Genomic DNA, 20840 nt, shown 5'->3' with positions numbered 1-20840 from the left:
CGGGCCCTTTTTTTATATCGGATACATCGATGCTCGATTTCGCAATACGCTTCCGCCGTGTCCTCGCACTGACGCTGGCCTGTGCCTGGATGGCGGCCGCCCACGGGGCAGCGGCCCCGCGTACGGTCGTCGGCCTGGACGACGGCTGGGAATTCATCAAGGGCGACGGCGCCGACTCTTCCGCGCCCGCACCAGGCGCGTGGACGAAGGTCGCGCTGCCGCACACGTTCAACGCGCTTGATGCCACGACGGCGCAGCCTTACCGCGGCGCGGGCTGGTACCGCCGCACCCTCGCGGCCCCGCAGCCACGACCGGGCCGCGTCTACCTCGAATTCGACGGCGCGGCGCTGTCGACGGACGTGTGGCTGAACGGGACGCATGTGGGCCGCCACGAGGGCGGCTTCGCGCGCTTCCGCTTCGACGTCACGGACCATCTGCATGCAGGCGCCAATGCGCTCGTGGTCCGGGTCGACAACGCGCGCCAGCCCGGCGTCGCACCGCTGGGCGGCGATTACACGTTGTACGGCGGGATGTATCGCAGCGTACGGCTGGTGGCCACGCAGGAAGTCCACGTCGACATGCTGGACTTCGGCGGTCCCGGTGTGTACGTCGGCACGCCCGAGGTGACGCCGGAACGCGCGCGCCTGCACTGGCGTACTCGCGTGACGAACGAGCGCGCACAGCCCGAGCGCGTGACCGTCACGGCGCGCTTGCGCGACGCCGCGGGCAAGGTCGTGGCGACGACGCGAGGTACGGCGGTGCTGCCGGCCCGCGCGACCGTACCCGTCGACCTCGACGCCGTGCTCGCGAAGCCGCACCTGTGGCAGGGCGTCGACGACCCGTATCTGTACGCCAGCGAGGTCACGGTGGCGCGGGCTGGCGACACGGCGCCGCTCGACCGCGTGGACACCGAGGTCGGCGTGCGCACCGTGCGCCTGGATGCGGATCGCGGCCTGTTGCTGAACGATCGCCCGTACCGCGTCCACGGCGTCAACGTGCACCTGACCTGGGCGCCGGGCAAGGGCACCGCGGTCTCCGACGCGGACATCGACGCCGACTACCGCATCCTGGACGATCTCGGCGTCACGGGCCTGCGTTTCGCCCACTACCAGCACAACGAACACAGTTACGCGCTGGCCGATCGCAAAGGATTCCTCGTGTGGACGGAACTGCCGCTGACGTCGGAAGTCGACGCCAGCGCGGCGTTCACCGCGAATGCGGCGCAGCAGGCACGCGAACTGGTGCGCCAGAATTTCAATCACCCGTCCGTATTCGTCTGGGGACTGGGCAACGAGATCTACAAGGTGGACGACACGAGCGCCCATCTGCTGGACGCCATGCAGCGGCTCTTGAAAGACGAGGATCCCAGCCGTCCGACCGTGTACGCGAACTGCTGCGCGCCCATCGACGGGCCGCAGGCCATGCACACGGACGCCATCGCGTCGAACGTGTATTTCGGCTGGTACGACAAGGCGTTCGCGGACCTCGGTCCGCTCCTCGCGGCGAACCACGCGGCGCGTCCGCGCACGCCGGAAGCGCTGAGCGAGTATGGCGCCGGCGGCAGCGCGCAGCAGCAGGAGGACCCGCCGCGCCGTCCCGTGGCGCCGAGCCGCTGGCACCCGGAGCAGTACCAGGCGCTGTACCACGAGGCGGCCTGGCGCCAGGTCGAGGCGGCGCCGTGGCTGTGGGCGTCGTTCGTGTGGACGGGCTTCGATTTCGCGTCGAGCGGTCGCGACGAGGGCGATGTGCGCGGCGTCAACGACAAGGGCCTCGTCAGCATGGACCGGCAGGTGCGCAAGGATGCGTATTACTGGTACCAGGCCAATTGGGCGAAGAAGCCGATGGTGTACATCACGTCGCGGCGCGCCGTGAAGCGCACGGCGGCCGATACGGAAGTCAAGGTGTACAGCAACCAGCCGGCCGTGCGGCTGCGCGTGAACGGCGTGGACCTGGGCGAGCGCGCCGTCGATGGCCAGATCGCGCGCTGGCCGGTGCGCCTGGCACCAGGTACGAACCGGATCGAAGTGCAGGCCGGGACATTGACTGACCAAGTCGAGTGGACATTAACGCGGTAGGGTGGGCTCCCCGAGCCCACGCGTAACGCAGACTAGACGCAAGCGTCCGCGTGGGCACGGGGTGCCCACCCTACGCAATGCCGGTCGGTTTTATGCCACTCGCAGCGTCCCGTCGACCATCCGCGCCAGCCCCAGCGGATTCTCGTCGCGCAGCGCTTCCGGCAGCAGCTCCGCCGGCACGTCCTGGTAGCACACCGGCCGCAGGAAGCGCTCGATCGCGGTCGCTCCCACCGACGTCGTGCGGCTGTCCGACGTGGCCGGGAACGGCCCGCCGTGCACCATCGCGTGGCACACTTCGACGCCGGTCGGGAAGCCGTTGAACAGGATGCGGCCCGCCTTGCGTTCCAAGGTCGGCATCAGCCGGCCGGCCAGGTAGCGGTCCGCGGCCGTCGCGTGGATCGTGGCCGTCAGCTGCCCTTCGACGTGGCGCGCCACTTCCAGCAGTTCGTTCTCGTTCGCGCACGTGACGATCAGCGCCGTGGGCCCGAAGATCTCTTCTTCCAGCGCGCTGTTGGCGAGGAACGTCGCGGCGCCCGTCTGGTACAGCGCGGCCTGCGCGGCGCAGCCGCAGCCTTCCGAACCGCCCTGCGCGACGAGGTCCACGCCGGCGAGGCCCGAGCGGCGCGCCACGGCGTCCACATAGGTCTGGTGGATGCCGGCCGTGAGCATCGTGCCGGCGCCCTTGGCGGCCAGCGCCTCGGTGGCCGCGGTGCGGAACACGTCCAGTTCGGCGCCCGCGAGGCCGATCACGAGGCCGGGGTTCGTGCAGAACTGGCCGACGCCCATCGTCAACGAGTCGACGAAGCCCTGGGCCAATTTTGCGCCGCCCGCGGCGAGGGCGCCAGGCAGCAGGAAGAACGGGTTAATGCTGCTCATTTCGGCGTAGACGGGAATCGGTTCCTTGCGCGCCTGCGCCGCGTTCACGAGCGCGAGCCCGCCCGCGCGCGAGCCCGTGAAGCCGACGGCCTTGATGGCCGGATGCGACACGAGGGCCTGGCCGATCTCGAACCCGGTCCCGATCAGCATCGAGAACGTCCCATCGGGCATGCTGCAATCCTCGGCGGCCTGGCGCACGGCTTTCGCGACGAGTTCCGACGTGCCCAGGTGCGCGTTGTGCGCCTTCACGACGACGGGACAGCCGGCGGCCAGCGCGGATGCCGTGTCGCCGCCGGCGACGGAGAACGCGAGCGGAAAGTTCGAGGCGCCGAAGACGGCCACGGGGCCCAGCCCGATCTTGCGCATGCGCAGGTCCGGACGCGGCGGCGTGCGCTGGGGCAGGGCGGAGTCGAGGGTCGCGTCGAGGAAGTGCCCGTCGCGCACGACCTTGGCGAACAGGCGCAGCTGGTTGCACGTGCGTGCGCGCTCGCCTTCGAGGCGCGCGGCCGGCAGGCCCGACTCGGCCGATGCGCGCTCGATGAGCAGGGGACCGATGTCCATGATGCGGTCGGCAATCGTTTCGAGGAAGCGCGCACGCTGCTCGAGCGGCAGGCTGCGATACGGGTCGAACGCGGCCTCGGCCAGCAAGCAGGCGGCGGCCAGGTCGTCCATGCTGGCGGCGCCGAACGCGGGCTCCATCTCGGCGCGCGTGGCCGGATTGAAGGCCCGCACCGTGCCGGCACTGCCGTGCACGGCCTGCCGGCCGATGATCATGTCGCCTTGGATGTTCATAAGGGCTCCTTGTGTCAAGCGAAGTGGAAACGCCGGAAACGGCACCGCCGCCGTGGCCTCGCGGGCCGCGGCGGCGGCGGTGTCGATCAAGCGTCGATTGTAGACAATCCGACAGAATCCCGCTGGCGCGGGAACCGTGCCGTCAGAACGAGTACTGCGCGAGCACCGTGTAACGCGGCCCGCTCATGAAGACCTGGCGCGTGAAGTCGCCGGGGTGCTGCTGCATGATCTGGCGCGTGTACGAGTTGGTCAGGTTCGTGGCTTCCAGGCCGACGCGGAACTTGTCCGTGAAGTCGTAGAAGATCGAGCCGTCCAGCTGGCCGTACGGTGCCTGGTACAGCGGCAGGCCGAACGCCTGGTCGTTGTTCGTCGTCGGGATCAGGAACTTGCCGGCTGGCGCGTCCGGATTCGTGTTCAGGCCATTGTTGCCGCGGCTGCCCCACTGCGTCACACCCAGCAAGTAACGCGAGCGCCAGTTGTACGCCAGGCGCATCGACAGGCCGTGCTGCTCGTACATCACCGCCAGGTTGATCGTGTGGCGCGACAGGCCTTGCATCGGGGTGTTGCCGAACGCGCGGGCGTCGGTATCGCAGCCGTTGATGAACAGGTTGTAGTTCGACGCGGCGTCGTTACCCGAACACCATGCGGAGAACACCGGATGGTTCAGCCTCTGCTTGCTCTCGACGTACGTCCAGCTGGCCTGCGTGCCGATGCCCTTCAGCCAGTCGGGGACGAAATCGTAATACTGCTGGTGGGCGATCTCGAAACCGCGCGCGGAGCCCTTGGCGCCGTTGACCGGGCCGGTGACCACGAATGACTGCGGCTTGCCGTTGACGTCGTTCCGGACGTAGTCGTAGGACTGCGTCGTGACGATGTCCTTGATGTCCTTGCTGAACGCCGCGAACGTCAGTGAGCCGGCCTTGGCGAAGTACCACTCGGCGGTCAGGTCGAAGTTGGTCGACGTGGTCGGCTTGAGCATGGCGTTGCCGTTGCTGTTGCCGCTCAGGCTGGTGCCGTCGAAATGGACCGAAGTCGTCTTGCCGCTGGCGTCCTTGGTCGTCGTCTGCGAGTTCGTCGCATTCAACGTCGTCTGGACCTGCAGCTGGCCAAAGTCCGGACGCGAGATCGAACGGGACGCGGCGAAGCGGAACTGCAGCTGCTCGTTGTACTTCATGCGCAGGTTCAGGCTCGGCAGCCAGTTGTGGTACGTGTTCTCCGCCGACATCTTCTGCGCGAACCGGGCGATGTTGATCAGGTTTTCCTGGCCGGATACCGGGGTTCCATCCGTCGGCAGGTTCAGGTTCGGCGGCGTGAATGCGACATAGCCACTGCCGACGTCCTTCGTTTTCACGTAGCGCAGGCCGACGTTACCGTCGATCGGATGCTGCAGGTCATCCCAGCCGAAGCGGAGCTGTGCATAGGCCGCGCGGGTCTTTTCGTCCTGTGTGTTGGTTGCGGCCGGGCTGTTGAAGCTCGATGCAACCCATGGCGTGCAGCTCGATCCCTTTTCCGCGCACAGGACGTCGTGGTAGGCGTGGATCTTCGACCACTGGTCCGGGAAGCCGCGCACCGTCGCCTCGTTCGCGAACAGCATCGGGGGCAGGTTGTATTTGCCGCCGAAGAAGTTGTCGATCTGCTGCAGCGACGCGCCGCCGGCAAAACGCGGATCGCCCAGGCGGGCAACGTGGTTGATCTGCCAGCCTTCCATCCACGGGAACGTGATCGCTTGCCAGTTGTAGAAGGGCTGTGCCTTGTTGTTGACGCCTTCGCGGTTGGCCATGCGGACGCCGAAACGCACGTCGCGCAGCACCGGGTGGTCGAACGCAAACTTGACGTCGGACTTCCACGCCGTCTGGGTCGCGGTGGCGTGGTCCAGCGCTTCCTGGGTGTACGCCCAGTAGTAGTTGTTCGGGTCGGACATGTAGGCCGGCGAGCCGAGGGTGATCTGCGGGACGCTGCCGCGCATGTCCATCGTCTGGTTCGGCATGATGAAGCCCGTCGACACGTCGGCGTCGAAGCCCTGCGTCGTCGAATGGACGTGCTGCACGTCGTTCGTCCAGGTCAGGTTCGGCGTTGCGCGCCATTGCACGTTCAGCGACACGTCGCGCGTGCTCGACTCACGCGTGTTGATACGCTGCGAGCTGTTGAACGGCGAACCGCCATAGGTCGGGTTCGAGATCGTGCCGCTCTGGAACGCGCCGTTGCCGTTGAAGACTGAGTCGGCGCTCGGGACCTGCTGGTACCACTTGTCCTCGGACGACGACACGACGTGCTCGTCCAGGTCTTCCTTGTACTTCGTCTTGAAATAGGTGAGCGCGGCCGTCAGGTCCTTGTTCGGGCGCCACTGGAATGCGGCGTAGTCGCCGCGGCGGGTACGGTCGAACTGCTGCGAGCGATAGCCGACGCCGAGCGGGATCCACTTGGTCTGCGAGCGGTCGTACAGCGCGGGGTTCGTCGAATTCACGTGCGGCCAGTACGGGTCGACGCCCACGCCGTCCGAGCGGGTCGGGCTCTTCGCATGGGCGAAGTCGACCAGCGCGCCGAACTCGCCGAAGTCAGTCTTCCAGCGGTTCGACAGCAGGATCGTCTCAGTCGGGGACGGAGCGCCCTTGCGCAAGGTCGAATAGCTTTCGGACACGCCGACCGTGCCCTTGAAGCCCTTGTAGTCGAACGGCATTGCCGTGCGCAGGTTGACGAGGCCGGCGATCGCGCCCTCGATCTGTTCCGCGGACGGGTTCTTGTAGACGTCGACGCCAGCCATCAGCTCTGGCGCCACGTCGGCGAAGCCGAGCGAACGGCCGCCGCCGGCCGAGAACGCGTCGCGGCCGTTGATTTCCGAACGCACGTAGGTCAGGCCGCGCACGGACACGCCAGAGCCTTCGACGGACTGGCGGTTCGGGTCGCCCGCCATGTTGCGGTCGATGGTGACGCCGGCGATACGCTGCAGCACCTCGGTGACCGAGCGGTCCGGCAGCTTGCCGATGTCTTCCGCGACGATCGAGTCGACGACTTCGTCCGCGTCCTGCTTGAGTTTCTGCGCCGACTGGAGCGCGGCGCGCTGGCCGCTGATGTGGACGACGGCCGGGGCCGCGCCGTTCGCTGCGGCGTCGGCGCCGGTCTGGGCCCACGCTGCGGTGCTGGAAAGGACGGCGACGTGCGCGACCGCCGCCGCAATAGCGGTTTTCTGGAACTTCTTCATTGTCTCCCCCGATGATCAGGTAGTGTTTTTATAACAAGCTCTAACATGCAGCCAGGTCGATGTGATGCCTAACACTGGTTGTTATACGCTACCATAAATTTTGCCGATACGTACATGTGCGCCGTGCTTTCGTGTCATTGCAATGCGGCGCTGCATGCCCGTGGCCGGCAAAATCATTGCCGCGGCGGGATTGGCGCCGTCGGCATGGTGGCCCGGGCGGGGAGACCCCGCCCTGCGGCAAGCCCCTGATATCTCGAATGAAATCGACGATCGCGGAGCGACGTTCCTGTTAGCGTATGACATACTGATCAGCAGCAAGCCCACGGCCGAATGTTATACGTAATCGATTTCATGACCTGATAAATATTTTTCTTGACGTATGGGAAATACAACAAATCGGGCTTGACAGCGCTGCCATACGGTCTTGTTTCGTCGTGTTGTGCAGGATGGCGACGAAACACGCGCAACACTTGAAGCGCGCGGGAAAATTCTGTTAGCGCGAACATTTTCCTTGCGCCACAAACAGCGCTTGGCTTAGCATAGCGATAAGCAATATCAGAACAATGATGGAGACTCATGCGCGCCTGGTTCAGGTGCACACGCATGATGGAGACGGATCGATGAAGTCGAGAAAGCTGGCCCCCGTGGTGGCCGTCGCGCTGGCGTTGCTGGCGGGTGGCGCGGGCGCGCGGCAGGCGAAGGACCGGCCTCCGCGCGCGGAGGCCCCGCACGCGGGGGCCCCGTCCGCCGGGACGCCGTACACCGGGGTGCCGTATCAGTGGGACAGCGTCGCCATCGGTGGCGGCGGTTTCGTCACGGCCGTCGTGCCGGCGCGTGCCGCGCCCGGCGTCGCGTACGCGCGCACGGACGTGGGCGGTGCGTACCGTTGGGACCCGCGCCGCAAGCGCTGGACCGCGCTGCTCGACTGGGTACCGGAAGACCGGACGGGCCTCCTCGGCGTCGACGCGCTGGCCGTCGATCCGCACGACGCCGACAACATCTGGCTCCTCGCCGGCATCGCCTACCTGAACGGCGGTCGCACGGCGATCCTCCATTCCACGAACGGCGGCAAGACGTTTTCCAGCGTCGACGTCACGAACCAGTTCAAGACCCACGGCAACGGCATGGGCCGCCAGGACGGCGAGCGCCTGGCCGTTGACCCGGCCGACAGCAAGGTCCTGTACGTGGGCACGCGCCGCGACGGCCTGTTCAAGAGCACGGACGCCGGCCGCACGTGGACCCGCGTGGCCGGCGTGCCCGTGACGACGACGCCGAACGACGTGGGCATCGCCTTTGTCGTGCCCGACCCCGCGAGCGTGCGCGGCGGCCAGGCGCGCCGCCTGTTCGCGGGCGTGTCGCGCTTCGGCACCGTCGGCCCGAACCTGTACCGCAGCGACGACGGCGGCGCGACGTTCGAGCCCGTGGCCGGCGCACCCGTGGACCTGATGCCGCAGCGCGCCGTGCTCGACGGCGCGGGCAACCTCGTCGTCACGTTCGCGAACGGCGCCGGCCCGCATCCGGACCGCGCGGGCCGTGAGCCGATGGACCGCGGCCAGGTATGGAAGTATCCGATCGCGGGCGGCGCGTGGACGAACATCACGCCGGCCGGCTGGACGCGGCCGTTCGCCGGCATCAGCGTCGATCCGAAGAATCCGCAGCGCCTCGTCGTCTCGACCATCAACACGTTCCTGCCGCAGGGTGACGCGAAGGGCGACCGCATCTTCCTGTCGCGCGACGGCGGCGCGAACTGGACGGACGTCGTCGCGCGCGGCTTCGTGCGCGATGCGGCCGGCGTGCCGTGGCTGAAGGGCCACGCGATCCACTGGGCCGGTTCCATCGAATTCGACCCCGCCGACACGCACGCCGTCTGGGTCACGTCCGGCAATGGCGTGTTCCGTACGGCGAACATCGACGCGGCGCCCGCCACGTGGACGTTCGCCGTCGACGGACTCGAAGAGACGGTTCCGCTGGACCTCGCCAGCATCCCGGACGGCCCACTGGTGTCGGCCATCGGCGACTACGACGGCTTCCTGCACGACGACCCCGCACGGCCGGGCCGTATCCATGAGCCGCAGATCGGCACGACGACGGGTCTCGCCGTCGCCGCGAATGCCCCCCGTACGATGGTGCGCGTGGGCGACAGCATGCTCGTCACGCACGACGGCGGCGCGACCTGGGCCCGGACCGCCGCCCTCAAGGGCGCGCGGGGCCAGGCGGCCATGTCGGCCGACGGTGCCGTGATCCTGCACGCGCCGGAGCGCGCGAAAGACGTGTGGCGCACGGCCGACGGCGGCGCCACGTGGACGCTCGTCACGGGCCTTGCGAAAGCGAGGATGCGCCCCGTGGCCGACCCCGCGGACCCGCACGTGTTCTATGCGTACGACGATGCGGCGCTGCTCGCCAGCACGGACGGTGGCGCCACGTTCGCCCCGCGCGCGCGCCTGCCCGCGGGCGGTTCGCGCCGCGTGGGCGTGGCGCCCGGCCGCGCGGGCGACGTGTGGGTCGCGCTGAAGAACGGTGGCCTCGTGCGCTCCACGGACGGCGGTGCGCATGTCGCGCCGCTGGCGGGCGTGGGCTATTGCGGCGCGGTCGGCTTCGGCAAGGCGGCGCCGGGACACGACTATCCCGCCGTGTACATCTGGGGCGACGTGAAGGGCGTGCGCGGCATCCACCGCTCGCTCGACGCGGGCGCCACCTGGACGCGCATCAACGACGACGCCCACCAGTACGGCGGGCCGGGCGACGGGCAGTTCATCGTCGGCGACATGAATCGCTACGGCGTCGTCTACATGAGCACGGCCGGCCGCGGCATCGTCTATGGCAAGCCCATTTCGAACTGAACCCGCTATATGGAACCGATAGCCATGCCCCTGCGTTGCAGCCGATTGCCCAAGTCGAGATCCCGTCGCCTGCTGAAGGCCGTGCGCCAGGCGCTGTGCGTGCTGGCGCTGGCGGGCCTTGCGTCCGCCGCGTGCGCCGCGACCGACCTCGTGTTGCGCTACGACAGCCCGGCACAGGACAACGACCAGGGCTGGGAGCGCGAGGCACTCCCGATCGGCAACGGCCGCATCGGCGCCATGGTGTTCGGCGGCGTCGCGCGCGAGCACCTGCAGTTCAACGACATCACGCTGTGGTCCGGCGACGCCAAGTCGATGGGCGCCTATCAACCGTTCGGCGACGTCGTCGTCGACCTGCCGGGGCACGACGCCGATGCGCGCGACTACCGCCGCACGCTGGATCTCGCGCATGCCGTCCACGCCGTCACCTACACGCACGGCGGCGTGCATTTCCGGCGCGAGGCGTGGGCGAGCCATCCCGCGCAGGTGATCGTGCTGCGCCTCACGGCCGACCGGCCGGGCCAGTATTCCGGTTCGATCGCGCTGTCCGATCGCCACGGCGCGCACCTCGCGGCGGCGGGCCAGCGCCTGTATGCGACGGGGACGCTGGCCGGTTGGACCCTGCCGGGCGACGCGCCCACTGCGAACACGCTGGATTACGCGAGCCAGGTGCAGGTCGTGAACGATGGCGGCAAGGTCGCCGTCGAGAACGGCCGCATCGTGTTTTCCGGCTGCGACGCGCTGACCGTCATCGTCGGCGCGGGCACGAGCTACGTGGCGGACGCGGCGCGGCACTTCCGCGGCGACCATCCGCTGGCGCAGGTGACGGCCCAGGTGACGGCAGCGGGAAACCGCTTGGCCGCCGACCTGCGTGCCGACCACGAGCGCGACGCCGCGCAACTGCTTGGCCGCGTGCGGCTGGACCTGGGCGCGAGCGCACCGGAGCGCCGCGCGCTGCCGACCGACGCGCGCCTGCTCGCGTACACGAAGGCGGGCAACGATCCGGAACTGGAAGCGCAATACTTCCAGTACGGCCGCTACCTGCTCGTGTCCAGCTCGCGCGATTCGCTGCCCGCGAACCTGCAGGGCCTGTGGAACAACAGCGTGACGCCGCCGTGGAAGTCGGACTATCACACGAACATCAACGTCCAGATGAATTACTGGCCTGCCGAGGTGACGAATCTGGCGGAGACGGCGGACCCGTTCTTCCGCTTCGTGACGAGCGTCGCCCCCATGTGGCGCGAGACGACGGCCGCCGAATTCAAGGGCCGGGACGGCAAGCCGGTGCGCGGCTGGACCGTGCGCACGGAATCGAATCCGTTCGGCGGCATGGGCTATTTGTGGAACAAGACGGCGAGCGCCTGGTACGCGCAGCACTTCTGGGAACACTATGCGTTCACGCAGGACAAGGCGTTCCTGCGCGACGTGGCCTACCCGATGATGAAGGAGGCCAGCGCGTTCTGGCAGGATTACCTGAAGATGCTGCCGGACGGGCGCCTCGTCGCGCCGCAGGGCTGGTCGCCGGAGCACGGCCCCGTCGAGGATGGCGTCACGTACGACCAGGAGATCGTCTGGGACCTGTTCAACAATACGGCGGAAGCGGCCCGCATCCTCGGCGTCGACGCGGCGCTGGCCGCCCGGTTGACGACGATGCGCGACAAGCTCGCGGCGCCCCGTGTGGGGAGCTGGGGCCAGCTGCTCGAGTGGCTCGACGAGAAGAAGGACCCGGTGCTCGACACGCGGGGCGACACCCACCGCCACGTGTCGCACCTGTTCGCGCTGTACCCGGGCCGCCAGATCAGCCCTGCGCGCACGCCTGCCCTTGCCGCCGCGGCCAAGCGCACCCTGGAAGCGCGTGGCGATGCTGGCACCGGCTGGTCGATGGCGTGGAAGATGGCGTTCTGGGCACGGCTGTACGACGGCGACCACGCCTGGCGCATGCTGCGCGGCCTGCTTGCGAGCCCCGGCGCCCGCGCGGCCGAACAGGCCAGCGCCGGCTCCGAGCAGATGAACGGCGGCGGCACGTACCCGAACCTGCTGGACGCGCACCCACCGTTCCAGATCGACGGCAATTTCGGCGCCACGGCCGCCATCGCGGAGATGCTGCTGCAGTCGCAGGCCGGCGCCATCCAGTTGCTGCCGGCGCTGCCGTCCGCGTGGCCGGACGGGGAGGTAGCGGGCTTGCGCGCACGGGGCGGCTTCGAAGTCGACATGCGCTGGCGCCAAGGCCGCCTTGTCGCCGCCGCCGTGCGCGCGGTAGCCGGTGGCGGCACCGCGAAGGTGCGCTATGGCGACAAGACTGTGGCGCTGACGCTGCGGCCGGGCGAGCGCCGCACGCTCGACGCCGCGCAGTTCTGACCGGCCCCTGAAGAAGACGTGAAGTATCAGCTCAACCCATCAGCCAGCGCGGCGGCGATCCGCGCGCTGCGCCAACCCTCACAACGACTGGAGACCCGCTTGCGCATGAAAACCCTGTCCTCCCGCCTGCTGACCGCGGGCCTGTTCCTTGCCGCCGCCGGCGCGCACGCCGCGTCCGACCTGCCGCGCATCGTCGGCAAGGATGGCCGCTACGCGCTGATGGTCGACGGCGCACCGTTTCTCGTGCTGGGCGGCCAGGCCCAGAATTCCAGCAACTATCCGGCCGCGCTGCCGAAAGTCTGGGCCGCGCTGAAGGATGCGCATGCGAACACGCTCGAGATTCCCGTCGCGTGGGAACAGATCGAGCCGAAGGAAGGAACGTTCGACTTCGGCTACGTCGACAAGCTTGTCGCGCAGGCGCGCGAGCACAAGATGCGCCTCGTGCTGCTGTGGTTCGGCACCTGGAAGAACACGGGCCCGGCGTACGCGCCGGAATGGGTCAAGTTCGACAACAAGCGCTTCCCGCGCATGATCGACAAGGACGGCAAGACGAGCTACTGCCTGTCGCCGTTCGGCGAGGCCACCCTGGCCGCCGACCGCAAGGCCTTCGTCGCCCTGATGGCGCACCTGAAGAAGGTCGACGGCGACAAGCACACCGTCATCATGGTGCAGGTCGAGAACGAGGTGGGCACGTACGGCGTCGCGCGCGACTACGCGGCGCACGCGCAGGCCGCGTTCCAGCAGCCGGTGCCGGCCGCCGTCCTCGCGCACCAGCCGCCGCCGGCCGGCCGTCCGAAGCAGGGTACGTGGAGCGAGGTGTACGGCGACTACGCCGACCAGTACTTCCACACGTGGGCGATCGCTCGCTACATCGAGGACGTCGCGAAGGCGGGCCGTTCGGTGTACGATCTGCCGATGTACGTGAACAATGCGCTGCGCGAACCGCACCTGGGCGAACCGGCGCCGCCGTGGAAGGCGGACTTCGCCAGCGGCGGCCCGACCTACGACGTGATCGGCATCTACAAGGCGGCCGCGCCCCATATCGACTTCGCGGGGCCGGACATCTACATGCCGGAATCGAAGAAGGTCAGCGCTACGCTGCAACTGTTCCAGCGCCCGGACAATCCGCTGATGGTCCCTGAGATGGGCAACGCGGCGGGCTATGCGCGGTATGTGTACGAGATCATCGGCCGCGGTGCGCTGGGCGTCGCGCCGTTCGGCATCGACTATGCGTCGTACAGCAACTACCCGCTGGGCTCGAAGTACACGGACAAGCGCATGGTCGAGCCGTTCGCGAAGGTCTACGACGTGTTCGCGCCCATGCAGCGCGTGTGGGCGAAATGGGCACTTGACGGGCGCACGTACGGCGCGGCCGAGGGCGACGACCGCGGCGCGCAGACCCTCGCGATGAACGGCTGGGATGCACGCCTGACGTTCCGCGAATTCCAGTTCGGCGAGCGCGAGCACCTGTCCGACAAGAACGATAACCCGGACGGCACGGAACAGCCGTCCGGCGGCGCGGCCATCGCGCAGATCGGCCCCGACGAATTCGTCATCGTGGGCCAGCAGGTGCGCGTGAAGCTGTCGGGCAACGGGCCGAACGCCGGCAAGCCTTCCATGCACGCGCGCGTCGAGGAAGGCCATTTCGAGGCGGACGGCAAGTGGGTCATGGAGCGCAACTGGAACGGCGACCAGACCGACTACGGCCTGAACCTGCCGGCCACGCCGACCGTGCTGAAGGTCCGCATGGGAACCTATTGAACATGTGCGACGACAGAAATCACCTGGAGACACCATCATGCATCTGACCCGTATCGCAGCAGCCGCGCTGCTGCTCGCCACCGGCGGCCAGGCCTTCGCGGCCACCGTCCAGAAGACCGCCAGCGGCATCGACGTCCATCCGGACGCCGGCCCGGCGCAACTCGTGCGCCTCGAACTGATGGCGGATAACATCGTCCACGTCGTCAAGCTGGACGCGGCGGACAAGCAACTGACCCCGTCGCTGATGACCGTCGCGAAGCCGTGCGGCTGCACGTTCACGGTCGCGCAGGCCAAGGACGCCGTCACGCTGAAGGCGCGCAAGGTGTCCGCGCGCGTGTCGCTGAAGGACGGCCAGGTGCGCTTCTTCGACGCCGCCGGCAAGCCGTTCCTCACGCAGGCCGCGGAGGCGATGAAGCCCGTGCAGGTGGGCGGCAAGCCGTTCCTCGCGATCGAGGAAGGCTTCAACTACGGCACGAAGGACGCGTTCTACGGTCTGGGCCAGCACCAGAACGCGCAGATGAACTACAACGGCGAAGACGTGCTGCTGCAGCAGCACAACATGATCGCGTCGGTGCCGTTCGTCGTCTCGGACAAGAACTACGGTGTCCTGTGGGACAACAACTCGATCTCGCGCTTCGGCGATCCGACGCCGTACGCGTGGCTGTCGCGCGACCTCGCGCTGACGGATGCCGACGGCAAGCCGGGCGGCCTCACGGCGCGCTACTACATCGACGGCAAGCTGGCGTTCACGCGGCAGGAGAAGGACATCGCGTACCAGTACCTGAAGGACGTGGCCGAGTACTGGCCGAAAGAGCTGCCGCCGCTGAAGGCGCTGGGCGGCAAGGACGTCAAGGTCGTGTGGGACGGCGCGATGGCGAGCCCGAAGGCCGGCGTGCACAAGATGCAGCTGTACGCGTCCGACTACGCGACGCTCACCGTGGGCGGCAAGCAGGTGATGGACGTGTGGCGCCAGGGCTGGAACCCGTGGTACCACAACTTCGAGGTGACGTTCGAGAAGGACAAGCCGGTCCCGCTGCATTTGGAATGGAAGCCGTCGGGCGGCATGGTCGCGATGACGCACAACGACCCGCTGCCGGCGCCCGCGCGCCATTCGCTGACCTTGTCGTCCGAGATCGCGGAAGCCATCAACTACTACGTGATCAGCGCCGACAACATGGACAACGTGATCGGCGGCTACCGCCTGCTCACGGGCCAGCAGCCGATGATGCCGAAATGGGCGTACGGCTTCTGGCAGTCGCGCCAGCGCTACGAGACGCAGCAGCAGCTGCTCGACACGGTCGCGGAATACCGCAAGCGCGGCTGGCCGCTCGATAACATCGTGCAGGACTGGTTCTACTGGCCGGAAGACGGCTGGGGCTCGCACGACTTCGACAAGAACCGCTTCCCCGATCCGCAGGGCATGGTCGACGCCGTGCACAAGCAGCACGCGCACATCATGATCTCCATCTGGGGCAAGTTCTACGCCAATACCGACAACTACAAGGAACTGGCCGCGAAGGGCCATATGTGGACGAAGAACGTCGAGGACGGCGCGCTGGACTGGGTCGGCAAGGGCTACAAGAACAGCCACTACGACCCGTACACGCAGGAAGCGCGCGACATCTATTACCGCCAGTTGCAGCACAAGCTCGTGGACAAGGGCTTCGACGCCTGGTGGATGGACAACACGGAACCGGACGTCCTGTCGAACTCACGCCTGGAAGACTTCAAGAAGCTGATTGGACCGACCGTCTACGGCCCCGGCGAGATCACGTTCAATCCGTACAGCCTCGTGCACTCGGGCGGCATGGCGGACGGCCTGCGCCACGACCAGCCCGATAAACGCCAGTTCATCCTGTCGCGCTCGGGCTTCGCCGGCATCCAGCGCAACGCCGTCGCCGTGTGGAGCGGCGACACGGCGGGCCGCTGGAACAACCTGTACGACCAGATCGCGTCGGGTGTGAACTTCTCGATGTCCGGCATCCCGAACTGGACGCACGACATCGGCGGCTATGCGCAGGAAAACCGGTTCCAGTACGGCGACGTGGGCTCGGCCCAGGAAAACCGCACCACGACGGGCGGCCAGGCCAAGCCGGAAGACATGAAGGAATGGCGCGAGCTGAACCTGCGCTGGTTCCAGTTCGGCGCGTTCTCGCCGCTGTTCCGCTCGCACGGCGAGGTGGTCAAGCGCGAGATCTACAACATCGCGGCGGGCGACGACGCGATGCGCGATTCGATGGTCGGCTACCTGAAGCTGCGCTACCGCCTGATGCCGTACATTTACTCGATGGCGGCGGACACGCACTACGAGAACGGCACGATGATGCGCGGCCTCGTGATGGACTTCCCCCGCGACGACAAGGTCAAGGACATCAAGGACCAGTACCTGTTCGGCCACGCGCTGATGGTGGCACCCGTGACGAGCTACGGCGCGCGCGAGCGCACCGTGTACTTCCCGGCCGGCGCCGACTGGTACGACTTCGACACGGGCAAGCGCTATGCGGGCGGCACGACGGCGAAGGTAGAGGCACCGCTGAACCGCATCCCCGTGTTCGTGCGCACGGGCGCCGTGATCCCGACGGGCCCCGTGACCCAGTACGTCGACGAGAAGCCGGATGCGCCGCTCGTGCTGCAGGTCTACGCCGGCGCCAGCGGCCAGGCAAGCCTGTACGAGGACGACGGCGTGACGAACGCCTACGCGCGCGGCGAGTACAGCCGCATCCCGTTCCGCTACGACGACAAGACGGGCACCGTGACGATCGGCGCGCGCACCGGTCAGTACAAGGGCATGCCGCAGACGCGCCAGATCAAGGTGCGCCTGCTGAAGCCCGGCGTCGCGACGAGCGCCGACATGGACGCGTTCGACAAGACCGCGACCTATGACGGCAAGCCGGTGACCGTCAAACTGTGATGACAATACGGAGGCGCACGGACGCCTCCATTCCTGAAAGCTGCAACATGAAACGATCGACTCTCACTTTTGTCCTGGCCGCGCTGCTGCACGCTGGCCTCGCCAGCGCCGGCGTCGCCGTCGCACCCACCGACAAGCACCTGCAGTACACCGGCCGCATCGATTTTTCCGCGCCCGCAGCGCCCGTCATCACGTGGCCCAACACGGCGATCGCCGGTAACTTCACGGGCACGTCGCTGTCCGTGACGTTCGACGATGAAAAGGGGAAGAATTACTTCAACGTGTTCATCGACGGCGACCTGGCCGCCCCCTTGATCATCGAGGCCGCGCAGGGCACGAAGACGTACGAGGTCGCGGGCGGGCTCGCGCCGGGCAAGCACAGCTTCCTGATCACGAAGCGCACGGAAGGCGAGGAGGGCGCGACCACCTTCCGCGGCCTCGAGCTGGCCGACGGTGGCCAGATGCTGGCGCCGCCCGAGCGTCCCAAGCGCCGCATCGAGGTGTTCGGCGATTCCATCACGAGCGGCATGGGCGACGAAGCGCCGATGAACGCGCGCGACGACGTCATCCGCGACAAGAACAGCTTCCTGTCGTATGCTGCCATCACGGCGCGCAACCTGAACGCGGAACTGCACCAGACGTCGCAGAGCGGCATCGGTGTCATGATCAGCTGGTTCCCGTTCACGATGCCGGACTTCTACGACCAGCTGAGTGCCGTCGGCAACAACGACACGCACTGGGATTTCGCCAGCTGGACGCCGGACGTCGTCGTCATCAACCTGATGCAGAACGACCGCTGGCTGATCGGCGACCGCCACCAGCTTCAGCCGGAACCGGACGTGGCCCAGCGCATCGCCGCCTATGAAACTTTCGTCAAGCGCATCCGCCAGCTGTACCCGAAGGCGTACATTGTGTGCGCGCTGGGCAGCATGGACGCGACGCGTCCGGGTTCCGAGTGGCCGGGCTACATCAAGTCGGCGGTCGAGGACATGCGCAAGCACGGCGATGCCCGCATCGACAGCGTGTTCTTCCCGTTCACGGGCTACGGCGCCCACCCGCGCCTGAAGCACCAGCGCGACAACGCCGCGATCCTCACGGCGTTCATCAAGAAGAAAGTGGGCTGGTAAGCGCGGCCGCTCAGCGCGTCAGCGACTGCAACGCGGCCGCCACGTACACGAGCGGCGCGTTCCAGTTGATGGCGACTTCATTGCTGGCGTAGCTGCACGCATCGTCCAGGTACGACAGCGCCGGCGCGTTCGCCGCGTACGACACGTGGCAATCCTTGCGGTCCTGCTGGCCCGGGTTCGGTCCGCCCACGAGCCAGCCGGGAACGGGCGCCGCGATGCCGTCCGCAACCGACGGACGGTGATGCGGATGCATGGGCGCGCGGGCGCCGAAGCCCGTCACATAACTCATGCCGAGCGGGTTGCGGCCCAGCGTGTAGTCGAGGGCCGATTGCGCCGCGTCCAGGTAGTCGGTCTTGTTCGTGATGCGGTAGGCCTGCACGAGCATCATGGCCTGGTTCAGCGCCACGGCATTGCTGCCCCAGACGAAGTCGGATGTATCCAGCGCGAGGCGGACCGGCGACGCCTGGCGGCGCGCCAGCAGCGCGTCGGCCGCGGCCAGGATCTGGCGGCGTGCGCCGTCGGCGTCGGCCGGATGCGGCAGGCGTGAGCGCTGCTGTGCGAGCGAGATCCAGCCGAGCGGACGCACCTCGTTCCACCCGGGCGCCGTCTGCACGGCCGGCGCGGCGGCGAGGGCGCGCGGTCGGTATTCGTCCTTGCCCGTCGCGATGTACAGTTCCGACGCGGCCCACGAGAACTCGTCATCGAGGACCTCGTCGTCGTACTTGCCCGTGGCGATGTCCGGCGGCTGGCGGTACGTGACGGCCGGGTGGCGCTGCGCCCAGCGCCATGCCAACTCGGCCGCCTTGAGATAGCGCTGCGAGCGGCCCGGCGCTTGCGCGTCGAACGGCGCGAGCACGCGGCTGGCCGTCGCCATCACGGCCGCGAAGTCGAGGGCCGCCGCCGTCGTCTTTTGCACGACGTAGCGCGGCGCCGTTGCGTGGTCCGGCATCACCATGCCGTCGAACTGCTTGTTCGTCAGCTTGTGGTACACGCCGCCGTCGTCCGGGTCCTGCATCGTCGCCATCCAGTCGAGGTTCCACAAGACCTCGTTGAGGATGTCGGGCATGCCGTTGCCGGATTCCGGCAGGTGCAGCGCTAGCTTGTCGAACCAGGCGGGGAAGTGTTCGTACGCGGCCAGCAAGGTGTACGTGCTGATGCCGGAGTTGACGATGTATTTGTTGTAGTCGCCTGCGTCGTACCAGCCTTTCGGGCTCGCGATCACGGTGCCCGCGGGCCGCGTGGCCGATGCGGCCGATGCGTGCACGAGCACCTTGTCGTCCGGGTGGCCCGCCCCGCGCGCGTACGGGCCCGCGATGCGTGCGTCGAGCGCGATGCCCGCGCGCTGCAGCGTGTATGCGTGCAGGACGCCCGCGTCCAATGCGCGATACGCGTCGTCGGCGATGGCGAACGTCGGCGACTCCGGTTGTCCGTCGACGCGGATCCGATACGTGCCGGCTGCGCGCAGGCGCGAGAAATCGGCAAGGCGCACCCGTTCACCGGACGCGTCCCACGTGGCGGCGGGGCCCAGCGTGCCCGTGAAGACGGTCTTGCCGGTCGTCGCATCCGCGACCTGAAACCGGTCGCCCGCGCCGGCCGGCACGACGGCCAGTTTTTGCGCGGACGGCAGGAAGCCGAGCTGGTTGACTTCGATGCCGGCGGCGGCGTGGGCGGCGCCCGCGGCGAACAGCGCCGCGCAGGCGCACAGGATGGGGAAGCGCGCGGCTTCCGTCGGGGTATGCATTGCGGTCTCCGGAGGGTTGTCGTCGTGCCGCGCGCGGAACCCGCCCGGCGAACTGAAAACGGTTTCATCGTACCCTGCCGCAGAAACCCGCGTCAATCGTTCCCATGGCAAACGGCGCCCGTCAATACTGGGTCCGTTCGGCGTCGGACGGCCTCCGATGACGGTTGCCGGACCGCCCGATCCGGGCAATAATGCAATGCTCGAACTAATCCATGCCACCGGGAGGATGCCTTGAAATCACCTGTTCTGCTTTGCGCGCTGCTGCTGGCCGGCGGCGCTGCCGCGGCCGCGCCCGCCGACCGCTTCGACGTGGCCTTCACCGCCGACGACCTGCCGGCCCATGGCAGCCTGCCGCCGGGCATGACGCGCGTCGGCATCGCGCAGGCGCACGTCGACACGCTGAAGGCGCATGGCGTGCCGGAAGCGTGGGGCTTCGTCAACGCCGTGAGCCTAGGCACGGAGCCGGCCGGTGCGCAGGCGCTCGAGGTGTGGCGCCGCGCTGGCTACCGGCTCGGCAACCACGCGTACAGCCACATGGGGTTGTCGCGCGGGGCGCCGTCGCTGGAGGCGTGGGAAGCGGACGTGACCGCCAACGAGCCGACATTGGAAAAATACATGGCCGGCCATGACTGGCACGTGCTGCGCTTCCCGTTCCTCGACGCGGCAGGCAGCGGCGAGCGTCACGACGGCGCGCTGGCTTGGCTGAAGGGGCGCGGCTACCGCATCGCGGACGTCACGCTGGGCTTCGACGACTGGGCGTACACGGATACGTACGCGCGCTGCGTCGCGAAGGGTGACCAGGCCGCGATCGACGGGATGAAGGCGAGCTACTACCGCCGCGTCGACCAGCAGATCGCGCGCACGAAGGCGATGTCGCAGCGCGTGTACGGGCGAATGATCCCGCAGGTACTGCTCACGCACATGGGCGGCTGGAGCGCCGTCACGCTGCCGGACGTGATGAAACGGCTCGACGCGGCCGGCGCACACTACGTCACCCTCGATAAGGTGCAGGCCGACGCCGCGTACCGCGTCCCGAGCCCGCGCGCGGGCGACGGCGCCATGATCGAGCGCCGTGCGCAGGACGCGGGCATCGACCTGGCCGGGCTGCCCGTTGTGGAACCGGTCGGCGACATGGACAAGGTGTGCCGCTGACTGCGGCCCAT

10 protein-coding genes are annotated in these 20840 nt (G+C 68.0%); 7 read left to right on the top strand and 3 right to left on the bottom strand.

Annotated elements, in window-relative coordinates; genetic code table 11:
* Positions 1-29 precede the first annotated feature (29 nt).
* Positions 30-2075, top strand: a complete 2046-nt coding sequence (locus tag HAV22_RS12325; RefSeq protein ID WP_166859367.1) for a glycoside hydrolase family 2 protein — start codon at positions 30-32, stop codon at positions 2073-2075.
* A gap of 90 nt (positions 2076-2165) precedes the next feature.
* On the opposite strand, the gene HAV22_RS12320 is transcribed toward HAV22_RS12325, so the two are convergent.
* Both HAV22_RS12320 and HAV22_RS12315 read right to left on the bottom strand, forming a co-directional pair.
* Positions 2166-3743, bottom strand: a complete 1578-nt coding sequence (locus HAV22_RS12320; RefSeq protein WP_166859366.1) for an aldehyde dehydrogenase (NADP(+)) — start codon at positions 3741-3743, stop codon at positions 2166-2168.
* A gap of 142 nt (positions 3744-3885) precedes the next feature.
* Positions 3886-6942, bottom strand: coding sequence for a TonB-dependent receptor (locus HAV22_RS12315; RefSeq protein ID WP_166859365.1), 3057 nt, complete (start codon positions 6940-6942; stop codon positions 3886-3888).
* Between the two features lie 620 nt (positions 6943-7562).
* Here HAV22_RS12315 and HAV22_RS12310 point away from each other — a divergent pair.
* The 5 genes from HAV22_RS12310 (at position 7563) to HAV22_RS12290 (ending at position 17936) form a co-directional block, all read left to right on the top strand.
* Positions 7563-9782 carry a beta propeller repeat protein gene (locus tag HAV22_RS12310; RefSeq protein WP_229421198.1) on the top strand — a complete coding sequence of 740 codons (2220 nt, stop codon included), beginning with the start codon at positions 7563-7565 and terminating at the stop codon, positions 9780-9782.
* A 45-nt stretch (positions 9783-9827) separates the two neighbouring features.
* Positions 9828-12137 (top strand): glycoside hydrolase family 95 protein, encoded by a 2310-nt coding sequence (locus HAV22_RS12305; protein WP_229421197.1) that lies wholly within the window; start codon positions 9828-9830, stop codon positions 12135-12137.
* A 105-nt stretch (positions 12138-12242) separates the two neighbouring features.
* Positions 12243-13898: a GH35 family beta-galactosidase gene (locus HAV22_RS12300; RefSeq protein WP_166859363.1), complete on the top strand. Its 1656-nt coding sequence runs from the start codon at positions 12243-12245 to the stop codon at positions 13896-13898.
* A 37-nt stretch (positions 13899-13935) separates the two neighbouring features.
* Positions 13936-16809 carry a glycoside hydrolase family 31 protein gene (locus HAV22_RS12295; protein WP_166859362.1) on the top strand — a complete coding sequence of 958 codons (2874 nt, stop codon included), beginning with the start codon at positions 13936-13938 and terminating at the stop codon, positions 16807-16809.
* 47 nt (positions 16810-16856) lie between these two features.
* Positions 16857-17936, top strand: a complete 1080-nt coding sequence (locus HAV22_RS12290; protein ID WP_166859361.1) for a GDSL-type esterase/lipase family protein — start codon at positions 16857-16859, stop codon at positions 17934-17936.
* Positions 17937-17946: 10 nt separating this feature from the next.
* On the opposite strand, the gene HAV22_RS12285 is transcribed toward HAV22_RS12290, so the two are convergent.
* Positions 17947-19677, bottom strand: coding sequence for a glycoside hydrolase family 9 protein (locus HAV22_RS12285; protein WP_166859360.1), 1731 nt, complete (start codon positions 19675-19677; stop codon positions 17947-17949).
* A 231-nt stretch (positions 19678-19908) separates the two neighbouring features.
* Here HAV22_RS12285 and HAV22_RS12280 point away from each other — a divergent pair, with 231 nt between their 5' ends.
* Positions 19909-20829, top strand: a complete 921-nt coding sequence (locus HAV22_RS12280; RefSeq protein ID WP_166859359.1) for a polysaccharide deacetylase family protein — start codon at positions 19909-19911, stop codon at positions 20827-20829.
* The last annotated feature ends 11 nt before the right edge of the window (positions 20830-20840 follow it).

It is taken from the genome of Telluria antibiotica (assembly GCF_011682055.1).
In the GTDB taxonomy this organism is placed as follows: Bacteria; Pseudomonadota; Gammaproteobacteria; order Burkholderiales; family Burkholderiaceae_D; genus Telluria; species Telluria antibiotica.
Note: the sequence above shows the minus strand (reverse complement) of the source record. Positions and strands in the feature narration are given on the sequence as shown.

What these genes read in the sequence shown, in the direction of transcription:
- HAV22_RS12325 (WP_166859367.1), top strand. Translation starts at nt 30, where the DNA reads ATGCTCGATTTCGCAATACGCTTCCGCCGTGTCCTCGCACTGACGCTG.
- HAV22_RS12320 (WP_166859366.1), bottom strand. Translation starts at nt 3,743, where the DNA reads ATGAACATCCAAGGCGACATGATCATCGGCCGGCAGGCCGTGCACGGC.
- HAV22_RS12315 (WP_166859365.1), bottom strand. Translation starts at nt 6,942, where the DNA reads ATGAAGAAGTTCCAGAAAACCGCTATTGCGGCGGCGGTCGCGCACGTC.
- HAV22_RS12310 (WP_229421198.1), top strand. Translation starts at nt 7,563, where the DNA reads ATGAAGTCGAGAAAGCTGGCCCCCGTGGTGGCCGTCGCGCTGGCGTTG.
- HAV22_RS12300 (WP_166859363.1), top strand. Translation starts at nt 12,243, where the DNA reads ATGAAAACCCTGTCCTCCCGCCTGCTGACCGCGGGCCTGTTCCTTGCC.
- HAV22_RS12295 (WP_166859362.1), top strand. Translation starts at nt 13,936, where the DNA reads ATGCATCTGACCCGTATCGCAGCAGCCGCGCTGCTGCTCGCCACCGGC.
- HAV22_RS12290 (WP_166859361.1), top strand. Translation starts at nt 16,857, where the DNA reads ATGAAACGATCGACTCTCACTTTTGTCCTGGCCGCGCTGCTGCACGCT.
- HAV22_RS12285 (WP_166859360.1), bottom strand. Translation starts at nt 19,677, where the DNA reads ATGCATACCCCGACGGAAGCCGCGCGCTTCCCCATCCTGTGCGCCTGC.